The organism is Tardiphaga sp. 841_E9_N1_2 (assembly GCF_051811065.1).
Lineage (GTDB): Bacteria > Pseudomonadota > Alphaproteobacteria > Rhizobiales > Xanthobacteraceae > Tardiphaga > Tardiphaga robiniae.
In genome coordinates, this window is the sequence record NZ_JBPWQC010000001.1 from 3126584 (window position 1) to 3153462 (window position 26879).

The 26879-nt window shown below is 57.5% G+C and carries 33 protein-coding genes; 18 read left to right on the plus strand and 15 right to left on the minus strand.

Annotated elements, in window-relative coordinates:
• Positions 1-11: 11 nt before the first annotated feature.
• Positions 12-326 (minus strand): hypothetical protein, encoded by a 315-nt coding sequence (locus AB8A50_RS15085; protein ID WP_068738741.1) that lies wholly within the window; start codon positions 324-326, stop codon positions 12-14.
• A gap of 263 nt (positions 327-589) precedes the next feature.
• Between AB8A50_RS15085 and AB8A50_RS15090 the strand changes: the two genes are divergently transcribed.
• The 3 genes from AB8A50_RS15090 to AB8A50_RS15100 all read left to right on the plus strand — a co-directional run bounded on the left by AB8A50_RS15090 (position 590) and on the right by AB8A50_RS15100 (position 2932).
• The gene (locus AB8A50_RS15090; protein WP_068738743.1) at positions 590-829 is read left to right on the plus strand and encodes a hypothetical protein; all 240 of its coding nucleotides are present in this window, start codon (positions 590-592) and stop codon (positions 827-829) included.
• A gap of 1149 nt (positions 830-1978) precedes the next feature.
• Entirely contained in the window at positions 1979-2383 is a 405-nt protein-coding gene (locus tag AB8A50_RS15095) for a DUF1236 domain-containing protein (protein ID WP_068738747.1), read from the plus strand.
• A 360-nt stretch (positions 2384-2743) separates the two neighbouring features.
• The gene (locus AB8A50_RS15100; protein WP_139069975.1) at positions 2744-2932 is read left to right on the plus strand and encodes a hypothetical protein; all 189 of its coding nucleotides are present in this window, start codon (positions 2744-2746) and stop codon (positions 2930-2932) included.
• Here the strand turns inward: AB8A50_RS15100 and AB8A50_RS15105 are convergent.
• Entirely contained in the window at positions 2929-4269 is a 1341-nt protein-coding gene (locus AB8A50_RS15105; protein WP_158596707.1) for an ATP-binding protein, read from the minus strand. The genes AB8A50_RS15100 and AB8A50_RS15105 overlap by 4 nt on opposite strands.
• Before the next feature lie 71 nt (positions 4270-4340).
• Here AB8A50_RS15105 and AB8A50_RS15110 point away from each other — a divergent pair, with 71 nt between their 5' ends.
• Complete coding sequence (locus AB8A50_RS15110; RefSeq protein ID WP_081422136.1) at positions 4341-4973, plus strand: response regulator transcription factor; 633 nt, start codon at positions 4341-4343, stop codon at positions 4971-4973.
• A 245-nt stretch (positions 4974-5218) separates the two neighbouring features.
• On the opposite strand, the gene AB8A50_RS15115 is transcribed toward AB8A50_RS15110, so the two are convergent.
• Entirely contained in the window at positions 5219-5347 is a 129-nt protein-coding gene (locus AB8A50_RS15115) for a hypothetical protein (protein WP_286144418.1), read from the minus strand.
• A 161-nt stretch (positions 5348-5508) separates the two neighbouring features.
• On the opposite strand from AB8A50_RS15115, the gene AB8A50_RS15120 reads away from it, so the two are divergent.
• The 3 genes from AB8A50_RS15120 to AB8A50_RS15130 all read left to right on the plus strand — a co-directional run bounded on the left by AB8A50_RS15120 (position 5509) and on the right by AB8A50_RS15130 (position 8013).
• A complete protein-coding gene (locus tag AB8A50_RS15120) occupies positions 5509-6441 on the plus strand; it encodes a DUF1236 domain-containing protein (RefSeq protein ID WP_439078180.1) in 933 nt (310 codons plus the stop codon).
• Positions 6442-6608: 167 nt separating this feature from the next.
• Positions 6609-6848 (plus strand): hypothetical protein, encoded by a 240-nt coding sequence (locus AB8A50_RS15125; RefSeq protein WP_081422159.1) that lies wholly within the window; start codon positions 6609-6611, stop codon positions 6846-6848.
• A gap of 703 nt (positions 6849-7551) precedes the next feature.
• A complete protein-coding gene (locus AB8A50_RS15130) occupies positions 7552-8013 on the plus strand; it encodes a low affinity iron permease family protein (RefSeq protein ID WP_068738758.1) in 462 nt (153 codons plus the stop codon).
• Between the two features lie 307 nt (positions 8014-8320).
• On the opposite strand, the gene AB8A50_RS15135 is transcribed toward AB8A50_RS15130, so the two are convergent.
• Entirely contained in the window at positions 8321-8530 is a 210-nt protein-coding gene (locus AB8A50_RS15135; RefSeq protein WP_120286804.1) for a hypothetical protein, read from the minus strand.
• Between the two features lie 685 nt (positions 8531-9215).
• On the opposite strand from AB8A50_RS15135, the gene AB8A50_RS15140 reads away from it, so the two are divergent.
• Positions 9216-10079 carry a hypothetical protein gene (locus tag AB8A50_RS15140; RefSeq protein WP_120286805.1) on the plus strand — a complete coding sequence of 288 codons (864 nt, stop codon included), beginning with the start codon at positions 9216-9218 and terminating at the stop codon, positions 10077-10079.
• A gap of 655 nt (positions 10080-10734) precedes the next feature.
• Here the strand turns inward: AB8A50_RS15140 and AB8A50_RS15145 are convergent.
• Complete coding sequence (locus tag AB8A50_RS15145) at positions 10735-11751, minus strand: AI-2E family transporter (protein WP_439068590.1); 1017 nt, start codon at positions 11749-11751, stop codon at positions 10735-10737.
• 668 nt (positions 11752-12419) lie between these two features.
• Between AB8A50_RS15145 and AB8A50_RS15150 the strand changes: the two genes are divergently transcribed.
• A complete protein-coding gene (locus AB8A50_RS15150) occupies positions 12420-12572 on the plus strand; it encodes a hypothetical protein (RefSeq protein ID WP_158596709.1) in 153 nt (50 codons plus the stop codon).
• A gap of 64 nt (positions 12573-12636) precedes the next feature.
• On the opposite strand, the gene AB8A50_RS15155 is transcribed toward AB8A50_RS15150, so the two are convergent.
• From AB8A50_RS15155 to AB8A50_RS15175, 5 genes are all read right to left on the minus strand, one after another.
• Positions 12637-12840: a cold-shock protein gene (locus AB8A50_RS15155; protein ID WP_068738889.1), complete on the minus strand. Its 204-nt coding sequence runs from the start codon at positions 12838-12840 to the stop codon at positions 12637-12639.
• Positions 12841-12913: 73 nt separating this feature from the next.
• Positions 12914-13123, minus strand: a complete 210-nt coding sequence (locus AB8A50_RS15160; RefSeq protein ID WP_120286841.1) for a hypothetical protein — start codon at positions 13121-13123, stop codon at positions 12914-12916.
• Positions 13124-13508: 385 nt separating this feature from the next.
• Positions 13509-13772 (minus strand): hypothetical protein, encoded by a 264-nt coding sequence (locus tag AB8A50_RS15165; protein WP_147421558.1) that lies wholly within the window; start codon positions 13770-13772, stop codon positions 13509-13511.
• A 59-nt stretch (positions 13773-13831) separates the two neighbouring features.
• Positions 13832-14233, minus strand: a complete 402-nt coding sequence (locus AB8A50_RS15170; protein WP_439078181.1) for a hypothetical protein — start codon at positions 14231-14233, stop codon at positions 13832-13834.
• The gene (locus AB8A50_RS15175; RefSeq protein ID WP_439078182.1) at positions 14187-14414 is read right to left on the minus strand and encodes a hypothetical protein; all 228 of its coding nucleotides are present in this window, start codon (positions 14412-14414) and stop codon (positions 14187-14189) included. Before AB8A50_RS15175 ends, AB8A50_RS15170 begins: the two co-directional genes overlap by 47 nt.
• 1310 nt (positions 14415-15724) lie before the next feature.
• On the opposite strand from AB8A50_RS15175, the gene AB8A50_RS15180 reads away from it, so the two are divergent.
• The gene (locus AB8A50_RS15180) at positions 15725-15910 is read left to right on the plus strand and encodes a hypothetical protein (protein ID WP_068738891.1); all 186 of its coding nucleotides are present in this window, start codon (positions 15725-15727) and stop codon (positions 15908-15910) included.
• Between the two features lie 9 nt (positions 15911-15919).
• On the opposite strand, the gene AB8A50_RS15185 is transcribed toward AB8A50_RS15180, so the two are convergent.
• From AB8A50_RS15185 to AB8A50_RS15195, 3 genes are all read right to left on the minus strand, one after another.
• Positions 15920-16225 (minus strand): ribbon-helix-helix domain-containing protein, encoded by a 306-nt coding sequence (locus tag AB8A50_RS15185; protein WP_120286809.1) that lies wholly within the window; start codon positions 16223-16225, stop codon positions 15920-15922.
• A 107-nt stretch (positions 16226-16332) separates the two neighbouring features.
• Complete coding sequence (locus AB8A50_RS15190) at positions 16333-17028, minus strand: helix-turn-helix transcriptional regulator (protein WP_439059631.1); 696 nt, start codon at positions 17026-17028, stop codon at positions 16333-16335.
• A gap of 885 nt (positions 17029-17913) precedes the next feature.
• Complete coding sequence (locus tag AB8A50_RS15195) at positions 17914-18267, minus strand: PRC-barrel domain-containing protein (protein WP_120286810.1); 354 nt, start codon at positions 18265-18267, stop codon at positions 17914-17916.
• A gap of 310 nt (positions 18268-18577) precedes the next feature.
• On the opposite strand from AB8A50_RS15195, the gene AB8A50_RS15200 reads away from it, so the two are divergent.
• Complete coding sequence (locus tag AB8A50_RS15200; RefSeq protein WP_120286811.1) at positions 18578-18724, plus strand: PepSY domain-containing protein; 147 nt, start codon at positions 18578-18580, stop codon at positions 18722-18724.
• A gap of 934 nt (positions 18725-19658) precedes the next feature.
• Positions 19659-19952, plus strand: a complete 294-nt coding sequence (locus tag AB8A50_RS15205; protein ID WP_120286813.1) for a hypothetical protein — start codon at positions 19659-19661, stop codon at positions 19950-19952.
• 1272 nt (positions 19953-21224) lie between these two features.
• Here the strand turns inward: AB8A50_RS15205 and AB8A50_RS15210 are convergent.
• Positions 21225-21581 (minus strand): septal ring lytic transglycosylase RlpA family protein, encoded by a 357-nt coding sequence (locus AB8A50_RS15210; RefSeq protein WP_439068593.1) that lies wholly within the window; start codon positions 21579-21581, stop codon positions 21225-21227.
• Between the two features lie 984 nt (positions 21582-22565).
• Between AB8A50_RS15210 and AB8A50_RS15215 the strand changes: the two genes are divergently transcribed.
• The 6 genes from AB8A50_RS15215 (at position 22566) to AB8A50_RS15240 (ending at position 25927) form a co-directional block, all read left to right on the plus strand.
• Entirely contained in the window at positions 22566-22886 is a 321-nt protein-coding gene (locus AB8A50_RS15215; protein WP_120286815.1) for a hypothetical protein, read from the plus strand.
• A gap of 302 nt (positions 22887-23188) precedes the next feature.
• Complete coding sequence (locus AB8A50_RS15220) at positions 23189-23446, plus strand: hypothetical protein (protein ID WP_120286816.1); 258 nt, start codon at positions 23189-23191, stop codon at positions 23444-23446.
• Positions 23447-23965: 519 nt separating this feature from the next.
• On the plus strand, positions 23966-24616 hold the full coding sequence (locus tag AB8A50_RS15225) for an outer membrane protein (protein ID WP_068738774.1): 651 nt from the start codon (positions 23966-23968) through the stop codon (positions 24614-24616).
• Between the two features lie 378 nt (positions 24617-24994).
• Complete coding sequence (locus AB8A50_RS15230; protein ID WP_139069979.1) at positions 24995-25234, plus strand: hypothetical protein; 240 nt, start codon at positions 24995-24997, stop codon at positions 25232-25234.
• Between the two features lie 48 nt (positions 25235-25282).
• Positions 25283-25507, plus strand: a complete 225-nt coding sequence (locus tag AB8A50_RS15235) for a hypothetical protein (RefSeq protein WP_068738776.1) — start codon at positions 25283-25285, stop codon at positions 25505-25507.
• 69 nt (positions 25508-25576) lie between these two features.
• Positions 25577-25927 (plus strand): hypothetical protein, encoded by a 351-nt coding sequence (locus AB8A50_RS15240; RefSeq protein ID WP_068738777.1) that lies wholly within the window; start codon positions 25577-25579, stop codon positions 25925-25927.
• A gap of 388 nt (positions 25928-26315) precedes the next feature.
• On the opposite strand, the gene AB8A50_RS15245 is transcribed toward AB8A50_RS15240, so the two are convergent.
• Complete coding sequence (locus AB8A50_RS15245) at positions 26316-26654, minus strand: integration host factor subunit beta (RefSeq protein WP_120286819.1); 339 nt, start codon at positions 26652-26654, stop codon at positions 26316-26318.
• Positions 26655-26879 lie beyond the last annotated feature (225 nt).

Consider the following 26879-nt stretch of genomic DNA (forward strand, 5'->3'; position numbering starts at 1 on the left):
TTACCTTCCGGTTACTTTGCTGCGTTGACGTTGCCCTGGAAATCGACGCTGATCGCACTGGTCGAGCCACCCTTGGTCGCTTTGCCGCGCCATACGCCGTTGTCGTCTTTTTTCAGTTCGGTGACGTTCGTGTAGCCAGCCTTTTCGATGGCACTCTTGGCCTGCCCCTCGGTGAAGGAGTTGCGTCCGGCGACCGGCGCATTGGAGTTCTTCTGCTCGCTGTTGACGGCATTGTTGCCCGGACGATCTTTTGCCGCCGGGCTCTGGGCATGGGCTACTCCCGAGATCAGGAGAGCGGCGACACAGATAGTCGAAACGCGTTTCATAGGTCCCTCATAGGTTGGTGTTTGGGATCCTCCAACAAGCTGTTAGCTGACGCGTTCCATTGATTGCCGAAAAAAGGCCTGGACCTACGATAGCGGCGCGACATCCCTTGCTTATGCCATTCTTTCCCGTAACGGCGGATCATATGGCCGGCTTGCGTGCCTGTGTTTGACCCACCGCCACACCATGATCGGGAACTTTCGGCAATTGCGCGGATTGATTGACGCGTTTGCGTCTCGCAAATTTTGCAATTGGAGGATACACCATGAAAACACTTTATCTCGCCGGAACGCTAGCTGCTTTCGCTTGTACCTCGGCCTTCGCTCAAACGACGACGGTTTCCAGCGACTACTACGTGGTGCGCGATGCCACCACCAAGAAGTGCACGATCGTTGATAAGAAGCCAACGACCACGACAACGACGATTGTCGACAACGGAACGTTCAAGACCAGAACGGAAGCCGAAACCGGCATGAAGACCATGAAGGTCTGCACAGAGAACTGACGCGCGTCAGCACCCGTCACTTCGATCGGTGACGGGTGCTTGTGCCGACCGGTCACGGTATCGCGGTTCCGATTAGCGAGAGTCGACGCGACTAATCGCAAGGATGCGCAATCGCATGTCCAGCGCTCCACGACGTCTCGCGCTTGCAGCACATGTCGGCGCGGCTCGAGCCTTAGCGAATGGCAGTGCCAGCCTTCGCGCGTAGCGGAAAGCGGGACACGCATGAATCGATCACTCAATGGGTCCCGTTGCCGAATGCTAATCGAGTGGGCATCACGCCTCTGTTGCAATTTCAGGAGCACATCGATCGATTAAGGGAACCTCCGTCCGCGTGACACATCCCTCGCAGCGAGCGCCAACGCTAAGCGTCGTTCTAAGTTAAGCCTGCGATCTTCTATTGGCGGCTTGAAAATATTATCGCGAGCGACCACGCCTCGATGCTCGTCGGCTTGGATTGCATCGATGTTGCAATCTTCGAACGTGCAGTACGTGAAAGCGACGCTGGTGGTCCCCTCATCGAGCAGTATCTGGCATTTGACGAACTCACAGCAGTCGTATCTCAGGAAAACGGGACGCCCGCGGAAATCCAGTACCCTTCCCTGAAATCTCGTTTGGTAGATGACGTGTTCGTCCGCACCATTGTCTGTGTTCATTTCGCGCCTAGGATTTCTGTTTATAGTTCGGTCATGCATTAGTCGGCTATCGATCCCACTATTTTCTAACGTCAGAAAATCTGACCTTCCACCAGCTCATAGCGGTCAATCCCGGCATGGAGCGTCAGCCGCCTCGGCGATGTCGACAAACAATTCCTCCGACGCCGGATGCGCGTCCAAATCCCCGCGCTCTATATGCAGCTGTCTTCCTCCTCGGCAGCAATCGAGATACCAGGATTTCCCGCTCGTCTATTTCCGCCAGGGCTCATAATAGTCAGCACCACGCTTTCTGAATCACATCCAATAGTTATGATAGGTCATATAAGTCAATGTACTAACGGGTACAAACGTGGCGCGCGGTCCTCGATCACTCGGTTAGAAGCCGTTTCCCCGCCTTCCACACGGCGATGGAAAATGTCGGGATAAAGCGGCAATTCGACGGAACGACCTTAAGCGTTGGCAGTTTTCACTCCGCCAACACACCAGGAGGACGATCATGAAATTCATTTCCACGGCTGCCATTGCAATCGCTTCGCTGGCCTACTTCTCGCCTGCCCTCGCTCAGAATGGAGCGGCGGGCGGAGCCGTCGGCGGCGCAATCGTCGGTGGCGCCGTCGGCGGCCCTGTCGGTGCCGCCGTTGGCGCTGCCGCCGGCGCCACGGCAGGCGGCATTTCCGAGGCCAACCGTCCCCGCTTCCACAGCTACGTCACCGAGCGTCGTCACCCGTCATACCGGTATGACCGCGAGCTACGCGTCGGTGCCGTATTGCCCGACAGCGGCGTCACCTATTATGAAGTTCCGCGAGAGTACGGTTCCACTGCCTATCGCTACACGGTGGTCAACGATCGGACCGTACTGGTCGACCCGGGCACCCATCGTATTGTCGAAGTGATCGACTAAGCGCGCTTTTCGAGGCGGGCCGAAAGGGCCGCCTCGACCAGTTCGACGCGTCTTTGTGGGAGGATCATCTTGCCCATATTTCAATATTTCGTGTGGGTCGGCGCCGTACTGCTGGGAGTTCTATTTGCCATCGGCGAAAGCGACAGCTCTCCGACAAAAAGCTCCTCCGCAAAGGGCTGGAGGCCCACCGATTCACTGCGCAGCATGGCGCATCATCGTCAGCCGGAAGACCCGCCACGTGCCCGGGACGCGGCGTTTCGCATCGTCAAATAATAGATCGGAGGCCCCAAGCCCTGTCTATTCAACGTGCCGTTCCTAGAGACTTAAGCAGGTCGTTGCTTTGTTCAGGAGTTGCTAGAGGTGGATGACTTCCAGCTAATGACGATCATAGCCGAGGCTATTAGCACTTGTGCTATCGAGAACCGCAACGGAGAAAAATTGCCGATAACGAGCGAGCAAGCGACCTGCGTTGCAAAGGTAGTGATCACGGCTCTCTCGCTGGCCGGTTTTGAGATCACGCCGATGGCAAAGACGGCCGGTCCAACCTAATCCGGCGCTGCCAGCGGTAGGCTACACCGGATTGTTGTCCATCCGTCGGCACGGATGTAGTCAAACTTTCCTTCTAAGGCGCGGAGGCGCTCCTGCATCCCCGTCAGGCCCCGGCCGAATTTCGGCTCTAGGGGCGCCCTCGCACCATTATCGGCAACCTCGACCAGAATAGCTTCGTTCGTCACCTCGGTCTTCACGCTCATCTTAGACGCACCGGCATGTTTCAGGACGTTGGTGATGCCTTCCTGCAGCAAACGGTATACGGTCTGAGCGACCACACTGTCCGCCGTGACGATCCGGGGATCGATCTCGAATGTCACGGCCATTTCAGGCACCTGCGTGTGTACGTCACGCAAAAGCTTTTGGATGCTAGCATCGAGACCCAGCTCTTCGATGAGCATTGGTCGCAGCCGCTCAAGAATGCGGCGGTTGGCGATTTGCAAAGCCTCTACCGCCTGCAGCACGCGCTCCTCTCCCATAGACCGGTTGGTGCCGCTGCCGCGGTCGTCGATCATAGCAGTAACGTTAGCCCGGATAGCAAACAGAAGTGGACCAAGTTCATCGTGCAACTCACGCGAGATGTCACGTCGCTCCTCATCTTGGATGGAGATCATCTTTCGTAATAGACTTCGGTTCTCTGAACTGAGGCGACCGAGAGTCAAAGCAAGCTCGTTCACGGACAAGCAGCTTTCCCGAACTTCAGGGGGGCCGGAACAATCGACTTTCTTCGAGAAGTCACCAGTGCGGAGCCGTGCCAGCCCCTCAGCGAGATCGCGTAAGGGCTGCAGCGCTGCGCCAATCGTCACAAACGACAAGAGGCCGGCAAGCAATGCCATGCCGACGAGTGACCCGAGAAGCGAGAGAAAGCCGATCCATTTCTCGTAGATCTGCGCAGAGAGATCTGGTTCGAAAATAAGATCGCCGACCCGGCGACCTTGGACCAGGACGGGAATATGCTGCGCAAGGTCAGGCACGAACAGCGCTTTCACGAACCATTCCGGGACCCTGCCGGACGTCTTGCCCTGCTCCGGTGCATGCACCTCGCCATCACGGCGAAACCGGATCGCATCCGCAGGTGTCGAACCGAGCTGATCGACGAACGCCGCGAGGATTGCGTCGGGTCTTGTGGAGGCCGCGAGAGCGGCGTTCAAACCCGCCGCGACGGTGATCGCCGACCGCGCCGATGGCTCGTTTTCCTCCAAAATTTGATCCGAGGAGAAAATCCATAGCAAAGCGAGGCCGGCAATCAGGGCGCTCAGAAACATGCCGCCCAGCAGCACGCAAATGCGTGCACGCAGCGACAAAGTCGTCCACATTGGAATCATTAAATTGGTCAACCCGGCACCATTCCTCTGGTCAAAGCGTTGAAATCCAATATGCATAGCATAATTGCGAGATTGTCCCGCCGATGGCACAGCCTGTGAAGCTCCTGATTGTCGATGACCACCCCGTCGTGGTGTCGGGCTGCCGTTCGCTGTTTGCGTCGGACCCTACAATATCCATCGATGAGGCGGTCGATGAGAAATCGGGGCACCGCGCCTATCTATCTAAACGACCCGACGTGACGATCATCGACATCAATCTGCCGGATCTTTCCGGCTTCGAGTTGATGCGTCGTATCCGCAAGGATGATCCCGACGCGCGTATTATCATGTTCAGCATGAATGACGATCCAGCCTTTGTAGTCCGAGCCATCGAGCTCGGTGCCCAAGGCTATGTCTCTAAGGGCGACGATCCGCGCCTGCTCATCAAGGCAGTACGCAAAGTGGCCGCGGGTGAGAACTTCATTTCTCCGCATCTCGCCAAGACAGTAACGTTCTCAGGCGCTGCTATCCGGGCAAATCCGGCCACCAGCATGTCGGCCCGGGAACTGGAAATTCTTCGGCTCCTCGGCCGGGGCGACAAGATCGTTGAGGTCGCCGACGCGCTCGGCATCTCCTACAAGACGGTAGCAAATACCACGTCCCTACTGAAGCAGAAGCTGGGCGCACGGAACCACTCCGATCTTATCCGTATAGCCGTCGAGATGGGCTTAAATTAGAGTTCTTCACGATCAAGTCTTGGCCGCTTCTTTCGGCACAGCTCCCATCAGCCGCAGGCTTAAAGCCTAAGGACGTGGATCGACAAGTGGCTAGCGTTCCTATGACATGGGAGAAAGTGCCGCCACAGTCTTAGGGAGGCGCGACGCCTGTCGCCGGATCCGCGCGAAATTGCGGAAACGCTGCTGCATTGCGTGCGTGGGCGCAGCGCAACAACAGCGCCAGGCGCGGAACGAGTGGCGGACGCTTAATCGCGTCCGCCGGACTTATCACCAATGATGACGATGACCGCGGCCGCGGCTCCAGCCGTAATGATGCCCGCGCCCGCGGGACCAGCCGTAATGATGTCCGCGTCCACCACGATGCATGTGGCCATGACCATGACCGTGGCCGCCCTTTATCTCGATCGCATCGCCCGAAGCTGTCATCGGCGCTAGCGGCATAGCGGCCACGGCCGCTCCACTTCCCGCCGTCAGCAAAAGGGCCGCGACCCCGGCGATTATCATCCGTTTCATATTGCTCTCCTTTGACCGCACCATGCGGCCGTTGACACAAATTCCCGGGCTGCGATGGGTTCCTGAGCTCGGCGTTACGAAGACAACAGCTGGCATCAGCGCATCTTTTTGGAATATGGCGCCGCCCGTATTGCTTCTTTTACCCGGAATCGTCATCCAAGAACGGAACCAAGAAACTGCTTTCGCTGCTGTTGCGCAAGACCGAATGAGCGGTCTCGACAGTGGAGGTCATAAAATGAATAGGAGATTGATGGGATCGGCTGCGGCCATTGCCTTGATTGCCACGACTGCTTTCGCTCTGGCGCAGGGCGGCGGCGCGAGCGGATCAAAGGGCGGCGATGCACCTGCCGCATCAGCACCGCGGGCCGGCGAGGCTCCTTCGACCAACATGCCCGCTGCAAAGGGGACGGCAAGTGACGGCAAGTCGATGACCGATTCCAGGTCTGCACCTGATGCCAAGGCCGCCTCCGACCAGAAAGCCGCGCCTACCAAACCAGCAACGACCGCCCAGGATAAGCCTGCCGTCGCTCCGTCGGATAAAGCCGGGACCTCTGCGCAAGAGCGCACCGACACAAAGGGCGCGAAGTCCGCGACGGACACCAAGTCGACAACTGATACCAAGGCTGCCACTGACGCTAAGACCGGCGACGGCAAGGCCGGCTCCGCGTCTACGACGGGCAATGCCGCGACGTCTGCAACCGTTGCCCTTCCTGCTGAAAAGCGCACGCAGATCACTAGTGCGATCCGGCAAGAAAAGGTCGAGGAAGTTCGCAATGTGAACTTCAACATCTCAGTAGGCGTGACGGTACCGTCTACAGTGCGCGTGCACCCGCTCCCAACGCGAGTGATCGAAATCTATCCAGAATGGCGCGGATACGACTTCATTCTGGTCAATGGTCGTTACGTTATCCTTCGACCGCAGACGCATGAGATCGTCTACATCATCGAAGGTTAGGCCCGGCGCCGCCTTGTGGCGCTAGACACTCGTTCCTCGTTCACTCTACTGCCCCGGGTCCACATCCGCGGGCAGTTTTTTTTGGCCTTGTGCGGATCAATGCAGCTACAGCGGAACGATTGCCACTTTATCCCGTTGGCGTCTCGGTTGAACAAGGGAGCTTGAAGATGAAGTTATCAACTTACGCATTTGCCGCTGCCGTCGTGGCGACCATAACTACCCCGACCTTTGCAAGTGCGCAGGACGTGCGCGTTCGCATCGGCGAGGATCACGGAATGTCCCGCGACTATGACCGCGGCTACCGCGGCCCTCGCGCGGAATATCGCCGCGATCATGGATGGCACCGCGGCTGGCGCAATCGCGACCGGGTGGTAGTGATTAAGCAGCGCCGTCATCGTTGGGATTGATCCTAGGAAGTGGCCCGCATGGGCCACCTCCTCCTTTTCTGACAAGGTTATCCGCATGACTTTTCTAAAGACATTCGATCGACGTGCAGCTGGCTTAATAATTTTCGCTGGTTCCATCACGTTAGCATTTGCGACCCAGGGCTCCGCGGTGCCTAATGCCCCCGCAGGAGCTTCTGACGCGCTAATCGCATTAGGCAGAGCGCCTATGGACCAAGACGCCGCACGGGTTTCGCAAACTGCTGCCGATAGCGTGTGCGAAAAGCAAAACTGGCCATACTACTCCGAAGAATGCCTGCGCGGCGAAGGCGGCGGATCCGCTCCGCGTCAAGTTCACCTACAACCGGCTGCTGTCGAGCCGGCGAAGCCGACACCTATCCTCGCCTCTACAAACACCGCCGAGCGCAAGCCAACTGAGTTCCGCCAAGTCACAGAAACGCCCCGCCGGCGTAAGATGCGCCAGACGCCGCACTATGCAAGCCGGCGCATTTCAAGGCCACAAGTGATGCAACGTGAGGATTCCGAGCAACTACCCTTGACCTGGTGAGCTTGCTACAGCGTTTGCGCGTAATGATTGTTGGGCTATTGAGCGTCACGTTATCCATGGGTGCCAAGAAATGTCGCGCCTGGCGTGCCCGAGCGCTCGAGCAATAAATTACCATCGCCTTGAATTTGCACGGCATGTTGTGGAAGGTCGCACCGGCAAATGGATTCAATAGTGTCAAACAACGAACGTCGCAGCGGATTTTCCCGCTTTTTTGGAGACCTTGCTAACAAGACTTCTCAACTCGCGGGTCGAGCCACGACGTTCATCGTCGCAGCCGCCGTCGTGATCATCTGGGCCGTGACCGGTCCTCTGTTCGGTTACTCGGACACGTGGCAGCTTGTCATCAACACGGGGACGACGATTGTGACGTTCTTGATGGTCTTTCTCATCCAGAACTCTCAGAACCGAGACAGCGCCGCCATTCAGGTGAAGCTAGACGAACTCATCCGAACGAGTGCCGCTCATAACTCATTCGTCGGCATCGAGCATCTGACCGACGAGGAATTAGAGGATATCCGGACCAAGTGCGAGGCACGCGCTGCTGCCGAGAAGGTCGGTGAAAGGACTGTGCAACGCATGGGCGAGAAAGCTCGCGAAGCCGCGGACGCCGCCGGGTCCTGATGGACGGATGATGCGGGTTCCGTCCTGGCTTCGCAATCCCCCTCATCGTAACTTTCGTCGTCGGCATGTCCATGCGCCGGCTCAGGACTAGACGACGCTCGGCATCCTGCCGACCCGTTCACGGGCCGGGGTGTCAAGTTCGCCGCAACCTACAACGAAGCAAGTTGGTCAATCCGCATCGGCTAGCCTCCGAACACGAACCGCAGGACTGTCACGATGGTCGCGGAAATGAGGAATGAAATCGCGAGCAGTGTCCAATTCGGCCTTGTGCTTCCTTGAGCCCATCCAGCGAGCATTTTCATGCCCGTCAACATTCGTCTTGGGGAAGCCGGCGCAGGTGCGCTATGCCGAAGCTGGCGAGTTCTTCGGTATCGCTTTCTCGCGTTTCACCACTCCTGTGCAGATAGCGCTCCAGCAGGCAGCGGCGGCTGTCCTGTGTATCGACGTCGGGATGCGCCGCCCTGTACACCGTCCATGCTGTCTCTGCCGCCCTTCTCACCGCCACTTCGTCAACCATTCTCGCTCCGGCGATTGCTTACAGTCGGTGCCAACTCAGCACGACGGCGAAAGTTGCCAGTTCTTCCCGAAACGTCGGCCATAGCGGAGAAGCGCGCGGTGTGTCGCCGTAAATTGACGTTCAATAGATCAGTACATTTTTGTCCCGCAGCCCGGACTGGGCATCCATTTGAAAGATGGTAGCTCATCGTTTTGCTCCTCGACGGCCCGGAAGCGCCGCCGTGGTGCTGGAGGCTAAGGACCGCCGCGAACGATCAATCAAGGAGCTAGCAGGCCTATTCGCCGTTTGGACGCGAGGTCGTTTTTACCGCCCGAAGGCCATCCCGACGGGCGCCTTCGGCCACAATCATCTTTTTCCCGGTTGGGGAATACGTTGGAGGCCGAGAAGACACAAGCGAGCGATGAGGATGCGCCGCAGCCCCTGGCGGCAGGTAGAGCCACCGTCACTTAAGGCCGCGAGCCTCAACGCGTCGGGAACAATAAGCAATATTCGAGAGTTTGAAAACGCAGGGCAAAAAAGTCGATTCATGCAGCAGACGGCCGAGCGATGCTTTTGAATACAGCGGTGAGGACTGCAGGCTCTGACGGTAACAAAACGAGGAGAAGAACGATGAATGGTTTGATTTATCTGGTGGGATTAATCGTCGTCATCTTGGCCGTGTTGTCATTCTTCGGGTTGCGCTGAGATGGTTGAATCGATTGAACCTGGCGCAGCTTCCGTTGAAGTCCCCTCAAGGTATTTGAGCTGGACGCCCGTAATCCTCGGTGCCCTCATAGCGACCGCGCTTTCGTCAATTCTGCTGGCCTTTGGCGTAACGATCGGACTTGGCGTTTCATCGACGGCTCCGACTTGGCGGGACGCCTCCGCTGCGCTTTGGATATTGTCGGGACTTTATCTCATTCTCCAAGCCGCGCTGAGTTTCGGAGTGGGAGGCTATATTGCAGGGCGGACAAATGTCGGTCTGGCTGCTTTGGATACCGCCGAAATTGAACAGCGCGATGGTCTACATGGACTCGCTGCGTGGGCGCTTGCCGTTGTTCTCGGCGTAGCGCTTGCGGCCTTCATTGGAAGCGCGACACTAACGCGGCCGAACAGTAACTCATCGTCAGCACGCACCAGCGCTGCGGAGCCTTTGCTAAGCTACGAGATCGACCGCCTGTTCAGGCCCTTGCGTCGCGCCGCAAACGTAGACCTTCTGCAGGAACGTGCGGAGGCGGGAAGAATTCTCTTGACCTCGTCGAGCCACTCGGGAATGAGCAGCGAGGATCGATCTTATCTTGCTCAACTCGTTGCCGCGAACACCGGTCTCGCCGGCGCAGAGGCGGAAAAACGGGTCGATGCCGCGATTGCAACCTCTCAAGCGTCGATAGCCAAATCTCGACGGAGTTCAGTGATCCTGGCCTTCTCCGTCGCGGCGGCCATATTGCTGGGCGCGGTGATCGCGGTGGCCGCCGGCAGCGTCGGCGGCAGCCACCGCGACGGTGCAGCGATGCCGCATTGGATGGGTGCTCGCGGATCTGGAGCTGCCTATCGACGTGAGGTCGCGTGAGTTAGGTGGAACGTAGTAGATCGAATTGAATGCGCCGATCTTCTCGCTAACCTTGGCTGCCGCAAGTCTTGTACTGAACAGCGGCTAAGGCGGACGACGGGGGCTTTAGATTTCGCTTGGATTTATTAGGCCAAGCCGTTCGATGGCGCGTATGACGCCTGTGGGCGAAACCTGAAGCAAGCCGTCTACGCGAGCCACATGCGGGCTGGAGGTCACACACAGCAAGGCCCTCAACCTCACAATGGCCTTGCGCCAAGACCGGCCGTTTCGCCGGTCGGGTGTTGTAAGACGACGAGTTGCCTTTCGTTGCCGCGTGGATTCGCCACTGCTGACGGGCGCGATCTGGTGAACCCTCTAATCGAGTAATTCTTGCTTAGACGCGGCTCAACTCATTATTTCGTTGCCTGCGCGCGAGCTTCGCGGCGCTGAAGGTGAACTACATCAATGCCGGGGATTGGCTAGAGGTTAATTAACTCCAGCGCAGAACGCCTTGACTTAAAAATGATTTCTGCCGTATGGGCCCCTCCCGCGGACCACGATCTTTGGACCATTACTGATGTTGTGACGGCAAAGGCACCTCCTCGGTTGTTAGTAGCTAGCGTTGTTCATATGGAAATCTTTCATTTTGCGGAGCCCTTCAAGAAGGATCACAAAGTTACTGCGGCACTGGCCGGAAGATCCACTCGCGCCACACGGTCAGTAGTGCTGCCATAATGACAGGCCCTAGGAATAAGCCGAACAGGCCAAACGCAGCAATACCTCCGAAGATACCAACAAATGCTAGAAGAAAGGGAAGTCGCGCCGAACCACCGACCAGAGTGGGCCATACGAAGTGATCGCCAGCAAGCATAACGATCGCACCCCATAGAAACACCCCAGCGGCCGCAAACCCACTGCCTTCCCCGGAGAGCAAAACTAATGCCGCCGCGGTGAAAGCCAACCAGGCTCCGAACGGTAACATCGCGAATGCTATGGTTATTATAGTAAACATCACGGGGGTCGGTACGCCGGCGACCAAGAATCCGATACCAATAAGCAATCCTTCGCCCACAGCGACGAGAATTGTACCGTTGACCGTGCCGCGCGTCGCTTCGACCATTTTCTCGACGAGTCCCTCTCCTGGATCGCCGATAAGGCGGTCGCACGTCTCGAGGAAACGGCTCGTGACAGCGCGACCATTACGGAGGAGGAAATACAAGGTCAGAAGCGAGAACAGCAACAGAAAAAGACGATGAAGCAGCTGTGAGCCGAATGTTTTAAACAACTCCGACGCATTATCCGCGTTAACAGTTTGAAGCCATGCCGCTGCAGCTTTTGGATCCGAGAGGTTGGCGCGCCACCAAGTTTGCAGAGTTTCCGCAACGAGCGGTAGACGCGCGACCCAATCCGGCACCTCAACACCGCTCTCGCGGGCTTGCTTTAGCCACCTCACAAGAACGTCGCCTTGCTGCGCGATTTGGTAGATGGCAAGTGACAGCGGGGTGAACAGCACCAAAGCCACGATTGCGGTGAAGATGAACGCTGCCAGACTTGAATGACCTGACGAAAAGCGCGCCGCAAACTTAAGATACAGCGGCCACAGGGCAACTGCGAGAATGGTGGCCCATATCAGGGCCGGCAGAAAAGCTGAGGCGGTCCATGTCCCGAGGCCGAAAAGGACCAGGGCAAGCACGACCCGGGAGTTCCTACGCGCGTCAGCTCCTAAAGGTAGCGGCTTTCGCTCTGCTTTGGGTGACGCTTGTTCGATGTGCACCATCCGTCGCTTGCGCAACGCTTCCGTTCCGGCCTTTTCTACCATCCATCACGCCCCCGTTTATCGGGGAAGAACAAAAAAGACTGTCGTTCAGTTCCAATCGGGAAAATGTTGCAATGCCATGAACGAGCACCGGATTTCGATTCTGAGGGGCGGACGTTCGAATCGCTCCGAGGCCAACATGAATTGCCCAGCAAAATTCAGCTACTTCGCTCGGTATCGGCTTCGTTCTTTTGCAGATTTACGTGCTGCATCTCGTATCTGCTAAACCCCTTCGATTCGGGCTTTCCCTTTTAGTCACGATGAGTGCACGCAATACGGTATTAGCGAATCGCTCTATGCGCGGTAACGCCGTCGATGCGGCAAAATGCTGTGACGACACCTCCTGAAAACCAATCCATCCTGAGGTTCGCCGAACGGCCCGATGCCCCCCAAGGCTAGGGTTCGAGCGCGTGGCGGGGCCGTCTTCGTGGTTGTCGACGGTCCCGCTGTTCGTGCGCGGCCGCTATCGTCTCGTCAGCAAAATAGAACTGAACCTCTGCGACAGCTCGCCGCACCTATGAAGGCCAGCAACACAGGAGGCCATCATGCCAGTCGCACTGAAGCAGCCAACGCCCTCGATCGTCACAGCACCCACAACGTCGCCTTGGATGCATCTTGTCTGGTTCGGGGCGGCCGGACTGTTCGTATCGATCCTTGCAATGACCTACGGCTTGGATCTCAGCCCGGGTTTCTTCTGAGCAAAGGAGAACCGCCGGGGGACTGGGAAACCGGCGGATCGATATTTCAGTCAGTTCGCCGCAATCAGCCGACGCGCAGGTTTTCTGCCGACGTCTTTCCGCGGTTTTCCTGCTCTTCGTAGCTGACCTTGGCACCCTCGTTGAGCGTGCTCAGCCCCGCCCGTTCCACGGCCGAAATATGCACAAACACGTCCTTGCCACCTGTGTCCGGCTGAATGAAGCCGAAGCCCTTGGTCGCGTTAAACCACTTTACGGTACCAGTCGCCACATCGCTCTCCCTACGGCTATCGGCACAACGTCGCATGAAGCCACCGAGAGTCAAGAAGAGCACGCACGAGAGACTAGGACGGCGAGTTATCGAATGTGGCCACGCCTGCCTCTATGACCTCGATTTCATTCTCGACAGCATCCAGCGGCACGCGAAAATCGAAACCGGTCCGGCTTCGCAGGTCCTTAGCGATGCGCTTTCGATGATCCAGCAGACCGACCAGCGCCGCCCGATCACCAACCTGGATGTATGCGCTGACGATAAGCTCGATTGCTGGTGCCACTGCCGCCTCCAAAGAAAACCCGCCGGGTCGCTCCGGCGGCTCTGTCGTTTCGTCTACCAGCTAGCAGTAGGCATTACAGTGCCGCTTGAGATGAAGCTATCGGAGGAACCTTAAAGAAGGATCCCGACCGCAGTGCGGTGATGATGCGGTCGATGGTTTGGACCGCGCGTTTCGCGACACAGGCCGGCTGTGGTATTCGCCATCCGCTACCATGCAGTTGTCCTGATCGACGCCTTCTTGCATCGGCAAGAATTGCTGGAGTGACGCCCGGCCCAAGCAACGGAAGCCGAGAGGCTTCCGCGCTCCTGACCAAAAGGTGGTGAGTTCACGATGCCTACTATCGTCGGAGCACTTGTTTTCTGGAACACGGCATTGCTCATAGGGCTTAATGCCGCTCGGAGAGCCGATCGTAATTTTCTTTCACTATCGCTCTGAGGTCAGAGTAGACGTCTGATCGGGATGACCCAGCCGCAAGATCACGGAACGCCTGACTGAAGGCTTTCGTCTTTTCACGGACCATCAGATCAGCCTCATTCCATGCGGCCGTCCCGCCCAGCATAAAAACTTGCATACGCAATGCGACGACCCGGCTTGCTTCGAAGCCGAGAAGGGAAGCTTCGGTCATTGCGACGAGAGTAGATGCAAACATGTTGGCTCCCAGCTTATGAGCTCCCGTTCAAACGGGACGGGACTACGTTGGAACATCTCCTATTCAGCATCGTTCCCTGCAGTTGCACCGGTGGTCGTGCGGCCGGCGCCGCGCGCCGCATTCAGCGCTGTGACGGCGATTTCTCGAAGTCGATCCCGGGGAAAGTTCAGCCGAAGCATAGCCTGGAAGCCGAGTTCGTAGTTGCCAAGGATCTCCCGCTCGAGCGCTAGCGCAATCGCTTCAATCTGAGCGGGGGAAGGCGGCGGATCTGGAACGTCATCGGCTGGCAACGTTTTGGTGGAACCACCCGCAGCGAGGAGCGCCTCAGCCATCAAGACACCTATCTGGACGCTCAGCGCGCTTAGTTTCAACAAACCGTCGACAATATTGCGAGCAGGATCGTAACTCATCTGTCTAGCAATGGCGCCGCCGCGCCGTTGCTGCTCCGAAAAGAAAAGCAACTAAGAGGGTCCCCAATGGCGCGTCCCGTGTGACCTTTGCCAGAATGTCTAACGGTCTGCCGGGCTTGCGACCCTCGTCGATCGCTGTGCTGACCCGGTCGGCGGCGTCTTTGACGCCGTCGATGACGACATCTTTCAAATCTTCGGCCGGCTCTGCAGGTGGTAGCGTTTTGTCAGTCATGTCGTGATCTCCTCGCTGCAGCAGCACAAGCTTGCGATCCGGCATATCGTTCCAAACAGTCTCGGAACTGTTCTCCAACATTCGCTTTGAACCGGCTCAACAGGGAGCTCGATCATGTCATCCACAGCCGTCGCGATATTAATCTCGGCAATTGTCGCAATTTCAGCGCCTGCTTTCGCCCAAGGTGGTGGAGGTGGCGGCGGGGGAGGATCTAGCGGCGGCTCGGCGGGTGGCAGCGCGTCTTCAGCTGGCGGCGCAGGATCGTCTGGCGCTGGTGCCGGCGGAGCTACGGGCGCTGCCAACTCCGGCAACATCGGGACCGGCAACATCAACAGCGTCACCGCGGCGCCATCGTCCTCAACCAGCTCGCAAACCTACGGACAGTCGCCGGCTGGCGCGGCTGCGACGAACTCGCTGAGCAGCACCAACACGGGCGTGATGGCCAATCCGAACGCTGGGCCGCCTTCTTTGAGAAATAGCGGCGCCAGCGTCGCTCCGGCCGGCCGGGTTGGGGACAAAACTCCGAGCCAAGATGCGAAGTGAGGCCGCGCACCAGCAGCCGCCTGTTTCCGAAGTTTCAGTTCAGACCATGCGCGGTAGCAGTCATACCCAGCGCTTAATCGACGTGGTGATGGCAGTCGGCCGCTAGCAGGCGAAATTCCCAGCGCCGACCAGGATTCACCAGCAAACATTCACGGGCACAATCCGCCAACCCCAACGGGTCCAAACCTGTCGATGACGAAGACACGGGTCACGCCAACCCGGACCCCAACCGCCAATGCCCCAGCCAGCGCTCGCCAGGCCCAGACCAAATCCCGCGCCGACGAACGCCGGCCCCCCCCAGCCGCCGCGCCATCCACCGCCGCGCCACTCACCTCCATGCCATTCACCTCCGTGCCAGCCGCCGCCACCATGAAACCCACCGCCGCCGAAACCGCCGCGAGCCGAAGCATCGGTTAGTGGAAGCAGGCTCATGGCGGCAACAGCAACTGCAAGGATTACTGTTTTCCGTAACATCGCCTGTCCTTTCCCGGTCATGGTCGCTCCCGGGACAATGACGCAGTTCGGGCTGTTTTGTTTCAGGTGACGGCGGAAGCGATGGCCTGGTTTCCAAGGGCGGCGGTAGCAGAAAGAGCCGGTGAATGTGATCGCTTCTCCCCGGTCCTGCACCGGGCGCTCGGCTGTGTCGGTGACAATTGCGGACTGGTTCGGCGTCGGTGCCTATCCGGCGTCTTGCGGAAGATCGCTTTTGCGACGGATCAAAACTGCCCCAGCTGAGTTTTTTATGGCTAACAGCACAGGAGATGAATATGAGCGTGGAAGGTAAAATCAAAGAAGGTGCCGGCTTCGTCAAGGAAGAGCTGAACGAACACGGCAAGGACGCGGAGAGCAAGAAGAAGGCCCAGCAAGGTCGCGACCTCCGCAACGAAGGCCGTGTCGAAGATGGCAAGGCTCCGAAGACGACACCGCCCGGCTCCGGTCATCCGGAAAAATAATGTCGGCAATTATCGAGAAAGCCCGCCCTCTCCGGGGCGGGCTTTTTGCTGCCTATCCGCATCGGCGCCAGTTGCCGAGCGGTACTTAGCAATAAAACGCTCCACAACAGAAACTCGGATAGCTGACGTAAGGTTGGAGTGGACTCGGTCGCGATCTATCCGCCTAGTCAGTGTTAACCGAGAGATACCTTCTTCGCTCGCAATCTCTGTCAACGCGTCCCAAAAGGCATCCTCGAGGCTAACGCTCGTTGACGTCCCGTTAGTTTGGGTGAAAGTTTGCTTTCGTGGCTTTATAGGTTTCCCCAGGTTAGCCATAGCGATTGATCCCCTTAGTGCGCGCAAAGCGGAGCTACGCCCTTCAGCTCCAACATCTCTCCATCGATCGCACCGCACTCCGGCTTTCTGGCTGCCTATCGCCGACCTCAATTGCCATGAGACGGGAGGACGGCGACACGCCCGAGTAATGCAACCAGCTCCGCCTGCCGCCTTGTTTGAGTTTTGACGAACAGAGAGGCCAGGTGTGAGCGGATTGTCGTCCGGCTCAGACGCCGGGAGCGAGAAATGTCAAGCAAATTATGACCACGCGCCAATTCGACTGCAAGCTGGCTTTCCGCGGCTGTAAGGCCGAACAAGCGCCGCAGCGCCTCAGGCGTCGGCTCTGGATGAGCGTCAAGATCGAGCAGAATGATGGTGCTGGTTTCATCGGTCCAAACATTGATCATCTGGCTTACAAGCCTGGTGACGCCTTCCCTGAAGGAAGTCGCGAGCCATGATGTCGAGCCAACGGGAATTTGCGCTCCCGCGCGATTCACGAGTTGCTTGACGGCGCGATAGAGTGTTTCCCCGCTCGCGGCGCCACATTCGCGTTCCAATATCGCACGACCGATTGCGCTCACGTCAAGCAAACCGCCTCGTTTGAGTAGAACTTGCCCGCAGCCAATTCGCGCCAGGACCGCGTGTAGTACGTCACGTTGTCCAGCTAGGTCAGGCTTCTTGTCTGGATCAGCATCCGACCTGACGAGGGATGCGCGATTGGAAATGTTGAAGATTGATTCCCTGCATGGATGAAGGGATGCAATTGCGGCAGGCAATGCGGCACTCTGGGTCAAGTTCAACATTGCGTCTTTCCCTTTGCCTATTACGTCGTTTGAATGACAAGGCTTGATCGAGCCAAGAGCATTCCGACGTCAACGAGCCGTGTAAATGCCCCGCACGGAGTAATCCGACTGCACACCTCCCCGAAGCCTCGCAATCTAGTGCTCCGACTGACACAGAAAAATAGGAAGAGCGATGCAGAACCTTGCTCCCTTCTGCGCTAGGCGTCGGGCTAGAAGGCTCATGCACACTCGTACCCCATTGTGGCTACCCCCTGTGCCACGGGCGGTGCGACGTTTTCGCAAAGCGAACTAAATCTCAATAGAAGTATTGTACGCGGTTATTGGATGATGGGATGTGTTATGCGTATGCTCATTTTCGGTATCGCATTGTTGTTTGACGCGGACGCGTCGGCTCAGCCCATCCTTGCCCGTGAGCCCCACACCCTGCCCCCCTTTGCTGTCGTCTATGTCCAGAACAACAGCTGTAGTTACGGCAAGGTACTGAGGGTCGTCGGCTCCCTCAAAGGCCTCCAGCGCAAACGTACTTGCGTTTCTGTGAGCTCCGCTCATGCAGAATTCTAATGCCCACCTCAAGGATCGCGCCAATCGCTGTGCTGGTTGCCTGGATCATCGCCGTCGCGGCTGCTGGCATTTTTCTAGTACGACTATGAGCATTACGCTTCTGCCGCGAACCGAGCGAAGTACTTAAGCGCATATGCCGGGAACGGGTTAGATGGCCGCGCGTACCAATGCGTTGCTGTCGTGACGAGAAACCGGCAAAACCGCCGCGTCCATCATCCCCGTTTTGGCCGGTTGTCACCCGGCGTATGCGTCAGACAATTCAGCCAAAGTAGAATAGTTTCTTGCTTTAAGATCAAAGAGCCACGACTTGCCGCGATCGAGGAGCTAGACCCAAGGAGTGCCGTAGTAATCATTGAGCGAGCGAGCCCGGTTGGTGTCCGACCAGTCCCAGTCGCTGTCATTGGCGTATTTCGGCGCGCCCTCGAGCTGAGCCTTCGTCACGTTGGTAACGTAACCCTCAAGATTGGTGTCGTACTTCAGCGTCTGCCAAGGGAGCGGATAATGCTCATCGCCCATCCCAAGGAAGCCGCCGAAGCTCAGCACTGCATAGGCAACTTTGCCGCTGACTTTGTCGATCATCACGCTTTCAATCGAGCCGACCTTTTCGCTGTCGGGACCATAGACGGCGGTGCCTTCAACCTTCTCGCTGCTGATCAGATTGCTCGTTTCGTTTGCCATAACGGCTCTCCCTCGTTTGAGTCTCGATAAAAACGGGAGAATCTGTCATTCGTTCCGGAGTGGCTCCAGTGTGATTTAGCGAAGCCCAGAGAGCCACGGTTATAGACCGACAAAGCCAGCCGCTCTGGGTATGCTGTAGCTCAAACCTGTTGGTGCCGCGCCGTAGCCCTTCAACCGCCGCTATCCCCGCAACTGCCATGCCGACGAAGGTCCGCTCTCCCTCATTGACGCGGTGCAGAATCCGCTTGGCGATGACGCATCGGTTTTCGTGACTGTCAAGGCAACGAGGTAAGGTCTCGCACGCTTTGGCATGCCAGTGGAGCAAGTGATCGCGAAGGTGCTGCAGTCCGGCTACTCGCTGATTTCCAAGCTCGAGGCCGACGATGGCCGATGGGAAGTTGAAGGCATCAAGAACGGCAAGAGGACGAACTTTCAGCCGGCCCGAAGAGTGACGTAATCATTGCCAGAAGCTGGCCGACTAATCTCCGCTGCTGTTCTTCGCTTTCCCTTTCTTTTTAGGTTTCAGCGCCTCAGCTTGAGCTCGGAACGCTTCGGCTAGATTGTGCATGCGTTCAGCGTGCTCGGTGTCTTCCGAGCGCAGAGCTACAGCCTCGGCTTTCTTAGCCTGCTTCCTGAGCGACTTCGTTGGTTTCATCCCACATTATATCGCGGCGCGCCCTTTAAGGAACGATGTTCCCTGACGTTGCTTGTTGGAGCAGCCGGACACCATCTCTCCAAGGTCGATAATCCGGTGAGGCCCGACGACATTGCCCCCGATGACGTCGGGCCGAATTATTGCGAGGTACCCCCGCTGCTCGATTGATCTCAAGCGCAATTCACTTTTCAGACTGACCATTTCTGATAATTTGTCACCGCTATGCCACAGACCCAAACGCCGATCTGTCCGAAATGCGGATCTGTCACTGCTTGGCTGCGGTCTACTCCGGCGGACAAGGGCATGGTCATCCATGCCTACGAATGTCCAAAGTGCAGCTTCATCCATGCCGCTGTTGGGCCAGATCCAGTGATCCAGGCCGAGGGCTGGTTGAACGGCGAGCTGCGACCGCTGGAGAAATAACCGTGACAAGGCGCCTGCTTGCGAAACCATGGGATACGGAAGACGTCGCCAAGCTGAAAGAGCTAGTCGACAGCGGAGCGTCTGCTCTACGTGCCGCAGCGGCGCTCGGCCGGCCCATTACGTCAGTCAAAAGGAAGGCGTGCGATCTGGGGATTTCGCTGCCAAGCGTCCGCAAGGTAAGGGCGGACCTGCGAGCCAAAGGCGCTATCGAAGACCTTCGACACCGATAGTCTGTGGGAGAAGCCTGAGCGCTTGACCGGAACTAATCCGCAACAGGACGTTTGAATCTGCCGTTCAGTTGCGGATTTGAGTTATGCCATGGTCGACGCGTTTTCCAGACCCCATTGCCCTCCCCGCTGGCGGTAAACTGGCCACCCTGCAGGATGCCGGCGAATACATCACCCGCCTGCCGAAGCAGATGCACGACGCCCCACCGTGGCAGAACGCAATGCACGTGTTGATACAGGCCGCCGAGTACGACGGGCCGATCGAGTTCGCACGCCTCGGCATGTTGCAAGCACTCTTTCCAGGAGGCACGCCGGTTTACCACTCCGTCGACAAGGATCCGAAGTGGCGCAACCGCTACAAGCTCGTGAGGGATCAATGATGCGCGACATCGACACCATCAACGACGCCATGGATGACGCTCGGGCCGTCTTACACAGCTCATGTGGCCGGGACCGCGGAGCCCGCAATTCGTCTTACAACGCATGCTCGAAATACTTGACCACGAAGACGTGAGCGCTGCACAGGAGCGGCTGCGCAAGGGCTACGGGCGCCTTCGGCTCGTGGAATAAAAATGGCCAGCTGTCCCTCAGGATAAGTCCGGCCATAGTAAACTAAAGTCTAGGTGAACGTTCCTGCGGCTGCTTATACCAATTTCGTGGAAGTCCTGCATTTGCAGGCCTACGCATTGAAATACCAAGCAGGTGAGCTTTGCACACAGTTGCCGCTCGCGTCCGTCCCAACTCTCTGGAAATATCGTCAGGAGATCGGCTGCCAGCCGGATCTCGTAACTTTGCAATATCATCATCGGTCCACACCCGATATTCGTGCGGCATTTCCATCCTCCATACCGACGCTACCTTCCCGGCAAAAAAAGATTATGCGCCGCAACATGGCGGTTCAATCATATTTTCGGTCTTGCTTGCTGAGGGCCAGACTCACGTCTGCCAAAGGTGGAGAGCGCATCGAATTGCGCAAAAGACCACTTTCGAGATTGTGGATCGATTAGTAGCGCTGTGCCGAGTGCGTCGATGGCTCTGACGACGCCCCAACGAGAAGCGATCGCAACGGCTGCACGACTGAGAGCGATATCTCGAAGGTGCGAAGAGTTTGCGAAATTCGGCGGGTATCGATCAGTGTCCGACCGGCTAAATGCTCTGGCGGTGAAATACCAGGAACGAGCGCGGAGAGTTGAGGAACGCGCCGGAGTGTACTTAAATGGGGGCACGCCTGACGACAGGCCGTCGTTCAGTTTGCGGAGAAGGCGCCGCCGTTGTCCTGAATGACTGCCGACTGACCTTCTGCGATCGGCCACCGTCTGTCCAACAACTCTCGCACCTCTTGCCGGACCACTTCCGTACCCGAGTAGTAACCAAGGCAGAGGCCCGCATATCCGCCGATCAGAAAACAAGCGAAGCAAGCCATTAATGTTATCCACATCGCAGGGCCTCCATGCTTCATGGACCTTAGCTCTTCGCCGCATGTACACGAGCTTCGACGTCGAAACGGTATTCTCCCCGCCCGCAGCCGGCGACGTCAATGATAACCGGATTTCTGTCTCAAGTCGCTTAGTTTCTCGCCGGCTGAGAATCGCTCCGTAAACAAGACCGGGTCATCCGGGTCGCCCTCTCGGGCCTCGTGGGCTACTGAACGGTTACGCGCGCGATCCCGCCCATGCCGATTGCGTTGGCTGCTGCTCGAGACGGGTCGATGCAGCCCCTCGATGAACGGGCCGGTCCGTGATGCGGACCCGCACCGATCTGCCGTTGTTCTTGTTCGTGACCGTGACGTGGCTACCGAAGCGCCGGCTCTTGTGCGCGGCCATCAGGGCGCAAGCATTGAACCGTTCGCCCGAAGCCGTCCTACGGCCGTGGTAGCCATCCCCAACGCCGTACTGGCTGGCGACGCACGTTTCTTCCTTGGTCAACTTGACGCCAATCGAGACAACGCCTTCGAGAAAATTCTGGGCAAACGCCGGTGAATTGAAAAAAATGCGCACAGCAAAACGCACGCGGAGAACAGGCGGATCAATGAGTTTCCTTGGGTTGCGATGCTAGAGGTCGATGGTCGGCGTGACCCTAGAAGCCACGCTTAGGCCAGGCCCGGCGCTCATGGATTCGGTTGAGGTCGGGCCATTTCGCTGCCGGGCTTGGTTGGAACTAAATCCGTTTTTGCCAATTTTTTCCGCGGTCGGCAGTTTCTGTCGTGGGCTGCCTTCCGGGCTCGGCGGCGTACCCTTGCACCCAACTCGACCGCCGCCGGGCCTCTCTAAATTTCCATCACCGGGCTCGGGATCATTCCGCACCGAGTTCAGTGAGGCGGCCCGGCGGCCGATCCCATCCGCCGTCGGGCCGATCTTCCCCGAGGAACGAATTAGGTTTGCGTTGATTTTTTACGAAGCCGGCAGCTTTCCTCAGCGGCTGTTGGTTAGGCTCGGCGCCTGAGTCCAAACGGGCGCTGGGCCGCCTCTTTAAGCGTGCGCGCTCGGACGAATTCGGCTCTCCAAAAACCTGTCAAGGCGAACGTGATGCCAGTCCCAATAGCGGCGCACGATCTCGGGGCCTTCTCCTCGATGATGAAGGATTTGTTCTTCGAGGACGGCGCTTCCTTTGTGGCGGTGATGGCGCACAAGGCCTGATGTTAGATTTGCGCTCCGGTTCGACCCCGCGTTTGCCTTTTCCACGAAGAGACCCGACCGGGGCCCTAAACATCTGGACTTACAGCGCGCCGATTCCCTAAGCTATCTTATCCCAACTGGTTTGGAATCCGATGAAACAACATCCTTCGAGGATGGGGCTAGGCATTGCGTTAGGGGTGTGCCTTGGAGCTGTCCTCGGCATTGCCATCAGGAACGTGACCGCTGGCATCATTATCGGCATCGCCGTAGGGGCCGTGATTGCTGGTTACGCAGATCATCGATCCCGGTAGCAAGCGCACGCCCGGCTGCTCCCCATCTCTCCAAGGAATATGGCGCGCTGGTTGTCGTTTTCCCCTTATGTCCGACGAAGACGAGCCCGTCACCGAGATCGCCGCTCCGCCCGTTTTGGTCCCCGAAACCAATCGATTGTGGCGGTTAACGCCTGCATTGAATCTGCTTGAGAAGAGCAGACAGATTGCCATCGTCCCCGCCGAGACCGAGGGGGTGGCTCGCGCCATTGCGACGAGAGCAGATCCCATGGGACGGGATTGGCGTGATCGCGTCTCGTTCGCAGCGGATAGCATCGAGACGACCGAGCGGCACGTCATCGGCGACGTAATATTTCGATCTATCCCGCAGCAGCCTCCTCCAAAGCCGAAACGAACCAAGAAGGCCTAACCATGCCCAAGAGAATGACTGAGCATGAACTCGAGATGTGGGCCGCAGATCTACTGATGGAAGCGCACGCGATCGCTCCATGCCCCACCACGGCTATATGCGTTTGCGACACAGCCATCACGCTGTGGACTACGCTCTGTCGCTGGCAGAACACCGAACATCCTCGGGCAAAAAGGAGCGGATCGCGGCGGTCGAGAGCGTGCTCGATGGGCTGAGTGATGAGTGTCCCGCATGCTGACACCCAGCTTGCCAGATCTCATCGACTTTCCAAATGTCGTACCGCGCTCGGGTAAGCTCAAAGCATGACAAAGAAACCAGCGGCTTCCCTGCATGACAAACCACTCAACATGCCCGCCGAGGATGACCTCGAAGCGCTGCTGGCCCTCGATGTGGGCGTGATGTCGATACACGATTCCCCGCTCCTTGGTACTCTGACGTTAGTCACCCGAGATGGGCACTACGATTTTCTGATCAACGAACAGATCGCCAACGAACTGGTCCAAGAAGCACGAGCTCTTCTCCGAGGCGATAGCCCGTCTCTGGTCGAACGTAACGAATAGTCAGATTGCCATTGGTCAGTAGAGCTTGTTGCCCACATTCCGAAGAAACGGACTTCGAGTGCATCCAGGTGCGGATCGCCGACACTCGCAACAACAGGACATGATCGCTGCAGCGCGAAAATCGAGGACGATAGACAGAAGAACGAGAGTACGGGTTAGAAAAATGCTCCGCAGCGACATCACTCGCCCATTGAATGCGAAACCCGCCTCGCTCCGGTGCAGCGGGCGGACAGCTTCAATACCGAAGTCTGGATACCGGCGGTGTCCCGCCTCGATCCGTGCCCATGATCAGGCCTGTCACGCCGGCATGTTCCATCAAGGCTTGCTTGATCAGCGGGATGCTCAACGTCGCTCTTCCTGCGTATGGAACCAGACGGTAGCGGGTGCCGCACGCTTTAATTTGTTCCCGCCTGCCGCTCACAACTTCAGCGCGATCGTCCCCGTGTGTGCCTTTTGAGAGACGGTAGTGGGGCGTATTAGTTCATACGATCTCGCTACAGATTCAAAATGGAGCGACACATGAAAAAGTATTTACTCGCAACGGCCGCGCTACTTTTCGCTGCAACGTCGGCCTCGGCTGCCGACATGGCTGCACGTCCCTATACCAAGGCGCCCGCAATGGCGCCCGCGATAATCTACAATTGGACCGGCTTCTATATCGGCGGTCACGTCGGCGGCGCCTTCCGCGGCAATTCGAACAACGTTCTCGGCGGCGGTGACGACGGTCGCTTCATGGGCGGCGGTCAGATCGGTTGGGACACGCAGTTCGCGCCTAACTGGGTGTTTGGTCTGGAAGCGAACTACAGCTTCATCGACACCAGCAGCAGCTTTGCAAACCGCGGTCTCGGTTCGGTTACCGGCCGTCTCGGTTACACATGGGGCCCGTCCCTTCTTTACGTAAAGGGCGGTTACGCCTGGGCCGACTCGCGCTTCACCAACGGCTTCACCGGCGATGGTGGCCGGGATGGCTACACAGTTGGCGGCGGTCTCGAATATCTGTTCAGCCAGAATTGGTCGGGCAAGGTGGAATATCAGTACTACGATTTCGGGACGACTAGTTTCGTCACTCCGACGTTTGCTATCGGCGGCTTCCGAAACGACGAGCACACGATTAAAGCGGGCCTGAACTACCGCTTCAATCTGGGCAACTTCGGCACCGGCACCTTCTAAACACTGACGTCAGTGAGAGGCCGGCAAATGAATGCCGGCCTTTTCTATTTGCCAGACGATTGGCGAGACAATCAGAACAATTACGGCCGCCGCGGACATCTCCGTGGCGGGCGCATTTCTTCAATCAAGGTGAGAGTTGTCAGTCAATATACCCTCAGCCAGCGCACATCGTTGATCGCCCTATCCAGACCTGCCCCTGGTTCTGACACCTCATCTCGGAGTCGCCGAGCGCATCGAGCACGATGATTGCACGTTTGATGACCACCTTAAGGGCGGCGTGAAACATGGCGACAGAGTGATCATTCATTGCTGAACCTTCGCGACCGGGAACGATCCGCCACAGCGGCTGTTTTCTGGAAAACTCGCCGGAGCCAATCGATGAAAGTGATACTTTCTAAAAAGGAGCTGGAGCGCGAAGCCCTCGCGGAGATGAGAAAACGCCCAGGTTGCGAGACGCTGAAGGCAGTCGACGTCCAATACAGTGACCTTCGAGCCGATACGAATTGGACTCTGTATGCCTTCACAGAAGGCCGAATTGATCCGGGTGCTTTGCATAGTGCGCTGGAAATGACCGTAAACAAACTGCGCCATCAATATGAATTGCGCGCCCCGGAGTGATCCCTTACAGGAAGTCAGACTCCCACCTCGTCCTGAAGTCTGACCTCCATGCTTAAAAAGAAAGCGACCGCCAACGAGCTGATCTGGCTCTTTCACGAGAAGCTTGCAGGCTCCAACTTTCCCAATGCCGGGATTGCGATTATTCCAATCGGTAACGGCAATTGGTCCGCGCTGACGAATGCCACCGAACGCCGGCACTATCCCGATCTGGCAAAGACTGTGGTGCGAATAGAGAAGCAGCTCCGCGCTCGCTACCTCCTGAAAGAAGTTTGACCTCCCTTCACGGGCGGGAACTAAGCCGGCGATTGCCTGTTCTATGGTCCCATCGACCAAGGCTGCATCTTGAACAAGACCAACCAGTTTGACCTTCCTACGCTGCCACATGCCCAAGCCGCCGAGCGCTCTCGAATGAGCGACGACCAAAGCCTGATCAAGGCCCGTTACTGCAGATCGATCCTGAAGGTCGCCGCGATCAGCACCGAGCAGGAAGCCCGCATTTTGCTGAACGGCCTGGCCACCGAGCAGGTTACCACGAACACCTCTCCCGCGATGGCCGAGGCTGAACGAGTAGCTTTGACTGCGATCCGCGATCTGGCTGGATATCAGCACAGCCGAAGCGTCCCCCAAAGCTCCAGCGAGTGGATGCGTGCCGCGCGAGCAATCCAGTTGTGGCTAAACGTTCACGATCAATAGGCATCGTGCGCGCGGAATGCGGAGAAACGGACGCGTCCGATAGCAAACAGCAAAAGACATCTCGTGAGCTGTAGCTTCTGTATCGGAACGGCCTTTTTCGAAGCTCGTCTTAAAAACTTCATTAAAGGCACGCGCCGCTAAGGCATCCGGCGCCAGACCTTTACCCTACGGTACGCGGTACGCAGTTGCGTATCTGTGATGCGTACCTCGCCGTCCGAAAAATAGCTCAAGTGGCGGATGTCGTTGAGGTTTCCGCCTACTCGTTTTGTGATACGCAGTATGCATTTTCCCCAGACAGGAAAAAATCTGCGCGTGAGGAGAGCGCCGGTCCTTGGCGATTGCGCCTAAAATGCTTTCAGACTTTCCCCTACGATTAGACAAAGCTGGTTTAGCTCCCCGAAAAACCGGCGGCCGGTCTTGAGGCAGCGCTCATTTCCGGCGCAGCATTTTCGCGATTCAGGCGCTCGCGCATTTCCTTTCCGGCCTTGAAGAACGGAAGGCTCTTTTGGTGCACGGTAACATGTTTTCCAGTACGTGGGTTGCGGCCTGCACGAGCGGGGCGATGCCTTACCGAGAATGCGCCGAAACCGCGAAGCTCAGCCCGATCACCGCGCGCCAGCGCAGCGACGATCTCATCGAGAATCGCGTTCACGATGTTCTCAAGGTCCCGCTGGTAGAGGCGCGGGTTATGTTTAGCGATGCGTGGAACAAGTTCGGATTTGACCATCGTGACGTCGGAAATTTGGCGGGAGGCCGCATTTCCTCGATCTGACTTGCACTGTCAAGATGCAATAAATTGGGGAATCGTCGAAAAACCTGACGCGGCGAGACCTGTTGATCTGCACTCATCAATCTTGGAGCGGAACCAAATCAACCACTTCTGTTTACATAATCCAAGTGCGATATCCCAATCGATTTCCTGTCTGTTCCCGATATTGAGGCTTCCGTGCAC

Bases quoted from the DNA above. Each gene is read 5' to 3' on its own strand.
- AB8A50_RS15150 (WP_158596709.1), top strand. From the start codon at position 12,420: ATGCCAGTCGCACTGAAGCAGCCAACGCCCTCGATCGTCACAGCACCC.
- AB8A50_RS15185 (WP_120286809.1), bottom strand. From the start codon at position 16,225: ATGGCTAACCTGGGGAAACCTATAAAGCCACGAAAGCAAACTTTCACC.
- AB8A50_RS15175 (WP_439078182.1), bottom strand. From the start codon at position 14,414: ATGACTGACAAAACGCTACCACCTGCAGAGCCGGCCGAAGATTTGAAA.
- AB8A50_RS15140 (WP_120286805.1), top strand. From the start codon at position 9,216: ATGGTTGAATCGATTGAACCTGGCGCAGCTTCCGTTGAAGTCCCCTCA.
- AB8A50_RS15115 (WP_286144418.1), bottom strand. From the start codon at position 5,347: ATGGCCACATGCATCGTGGTGGACGCGGACATCATTACGGCTGGTCCC.
- AB8A50_RS15235 (WP_068738776.1), top strand. From the start codon at position 25,283: ATGCTTAAAAAGAAAGCGACCGCCAACGAGCTGATCTGGCTCTTTCAC.
- AB8A50_RS15165 (WP_147421558.1), bottom strand. From the start codon at position 13,772: ATGTTTGCATCTACTCTCGTCGCAATGACCGAAGCTTCCCTTCTCGGC.
- AB8A50_RS15220 (WP_120286816.1), top strand. From the start codon at position 23,189: ATGACAAAGAAACCAGCGGCTTCCCTGCATGACAAACCACTCAACATG.
- AB8A50_RS15095 (WP_068738747.1), top strand. From the start codon at position 1,979: ATGAAATTCATTTCCACGGCTGCCATTGCAATCGCTTCGCTGGCCTAC.
- AB8A50_RS15190 (WP_439059631.1), bottom strand. From the start codon at position 17,028: ATGTTGAACTTGACCCAGAGTGCCGCATTGCCTGCCGCAATTGCATCC.
- AB8A50_RS15195 (WP_120286810.1), bottom strand. From the start codon at position 18,267: ATGGCAAACGAAACGAGCAATCTGATCAGCAGCGAGAAGGTTGAAGGC.
- AB8A50_RS15180 (WP_068738891.1), top strand. From the start codon at position 15,725: ATGAGCGTGGAAGGTAAAATCAAAGAAGGTGCCGGCTTCGTCAAGGAA.
- AB8A50_RS15200 (WP_120286811.1), top strand. From the start codon at position 18,578: ATGCCAGTGGAGCAAGTGATCGCGAAGGTGCTGCAGTCCGGCTACTCG.
- AB8A50_RS15230 (WP_139069979.1), top strand. From the start codon at position 24,995: ATGAAAGTGATACTTTCTAAAAAGGAGCTGGAGCGCGAAGCCCTCGCG.
- AB8A50_RS15225 (WP_068738774.1), top strand. From the start codon at position 23,966: ATGAAAAAGTATTTACTCGCAACGGCCGCGCTACTTTTCGCTGCAACG.
- AB8A50_RS15245 (WP_120286819.1), bottom strand. From the start codon at position 26,654: ATGGTCAAATCCGAACTTGTTCCACGCATCGCTAAACATAACCCGCGC.
- AB8A50_RS15135 (WP_120286804.1), bottom strand. From the start codon at position 8,530: ATGGTTGACGAAGTGGCGGTGAGAAGGGCGGCAGAGACAGCATGGACG.
- AB8A50_RS15090 (WP_068738743.1), top strand. From the start codon at position 590: ATGAAAACACTTTATCTCGCCGGAACGCTAGCTGCTTTCGCTTGTACC.
- AB8A50_RS15215 (WP_120286815.1), top strand. From the start codon at position 22,566: ATGTCCGACGAAGACGAGCCCGTCACCGAGATCGCCGCTCCGCCCGTT.
- AB8A50_RS15125 (WP_081422159.1), top strand. From the start codon at position 6,609: ATGAAGTTATCAACTTACGCATTTGCCGCTGCCGTCGTGGCGACCATA.
- AB8A50_RS15205 (WP_120286813.1), top strand. From the start codon at position 19,659: ATGCCATGGTCGACGCGTTTTCCAGACCCCATTGCCCTCCCCGCTGGC.
- AB8A50_RS15085 (WP_068738741.1), bottom strand. From the start codon at position 326: ATGAAACGCGTTTCGACTATCTGTGTCGCCGCTCTCCTGATCTCGGGA.
- AB8A50_RS15110 (WP_081422136.1), top strand. From the start codon at position 4,341: ATGGCACAGCCTGTGAAGCTCCTGATTGTCGATGACCACCCCGTCGTG.
- AB8A50_RS15130 (WP_068738758.1), top strand. From the start codon at position 7,552: ATGGATTCAATAGTGTCAAACAACGAACGTCGCAGCGGATTTTCCCGC.
- AB8A50_RS15120 (WP_439078180.1), top strand. From the start codon at position 5,509: ATGCGGCCGTTGACACAAATTCCCGGGCTGCGATGGGTTCCTGAGCTC.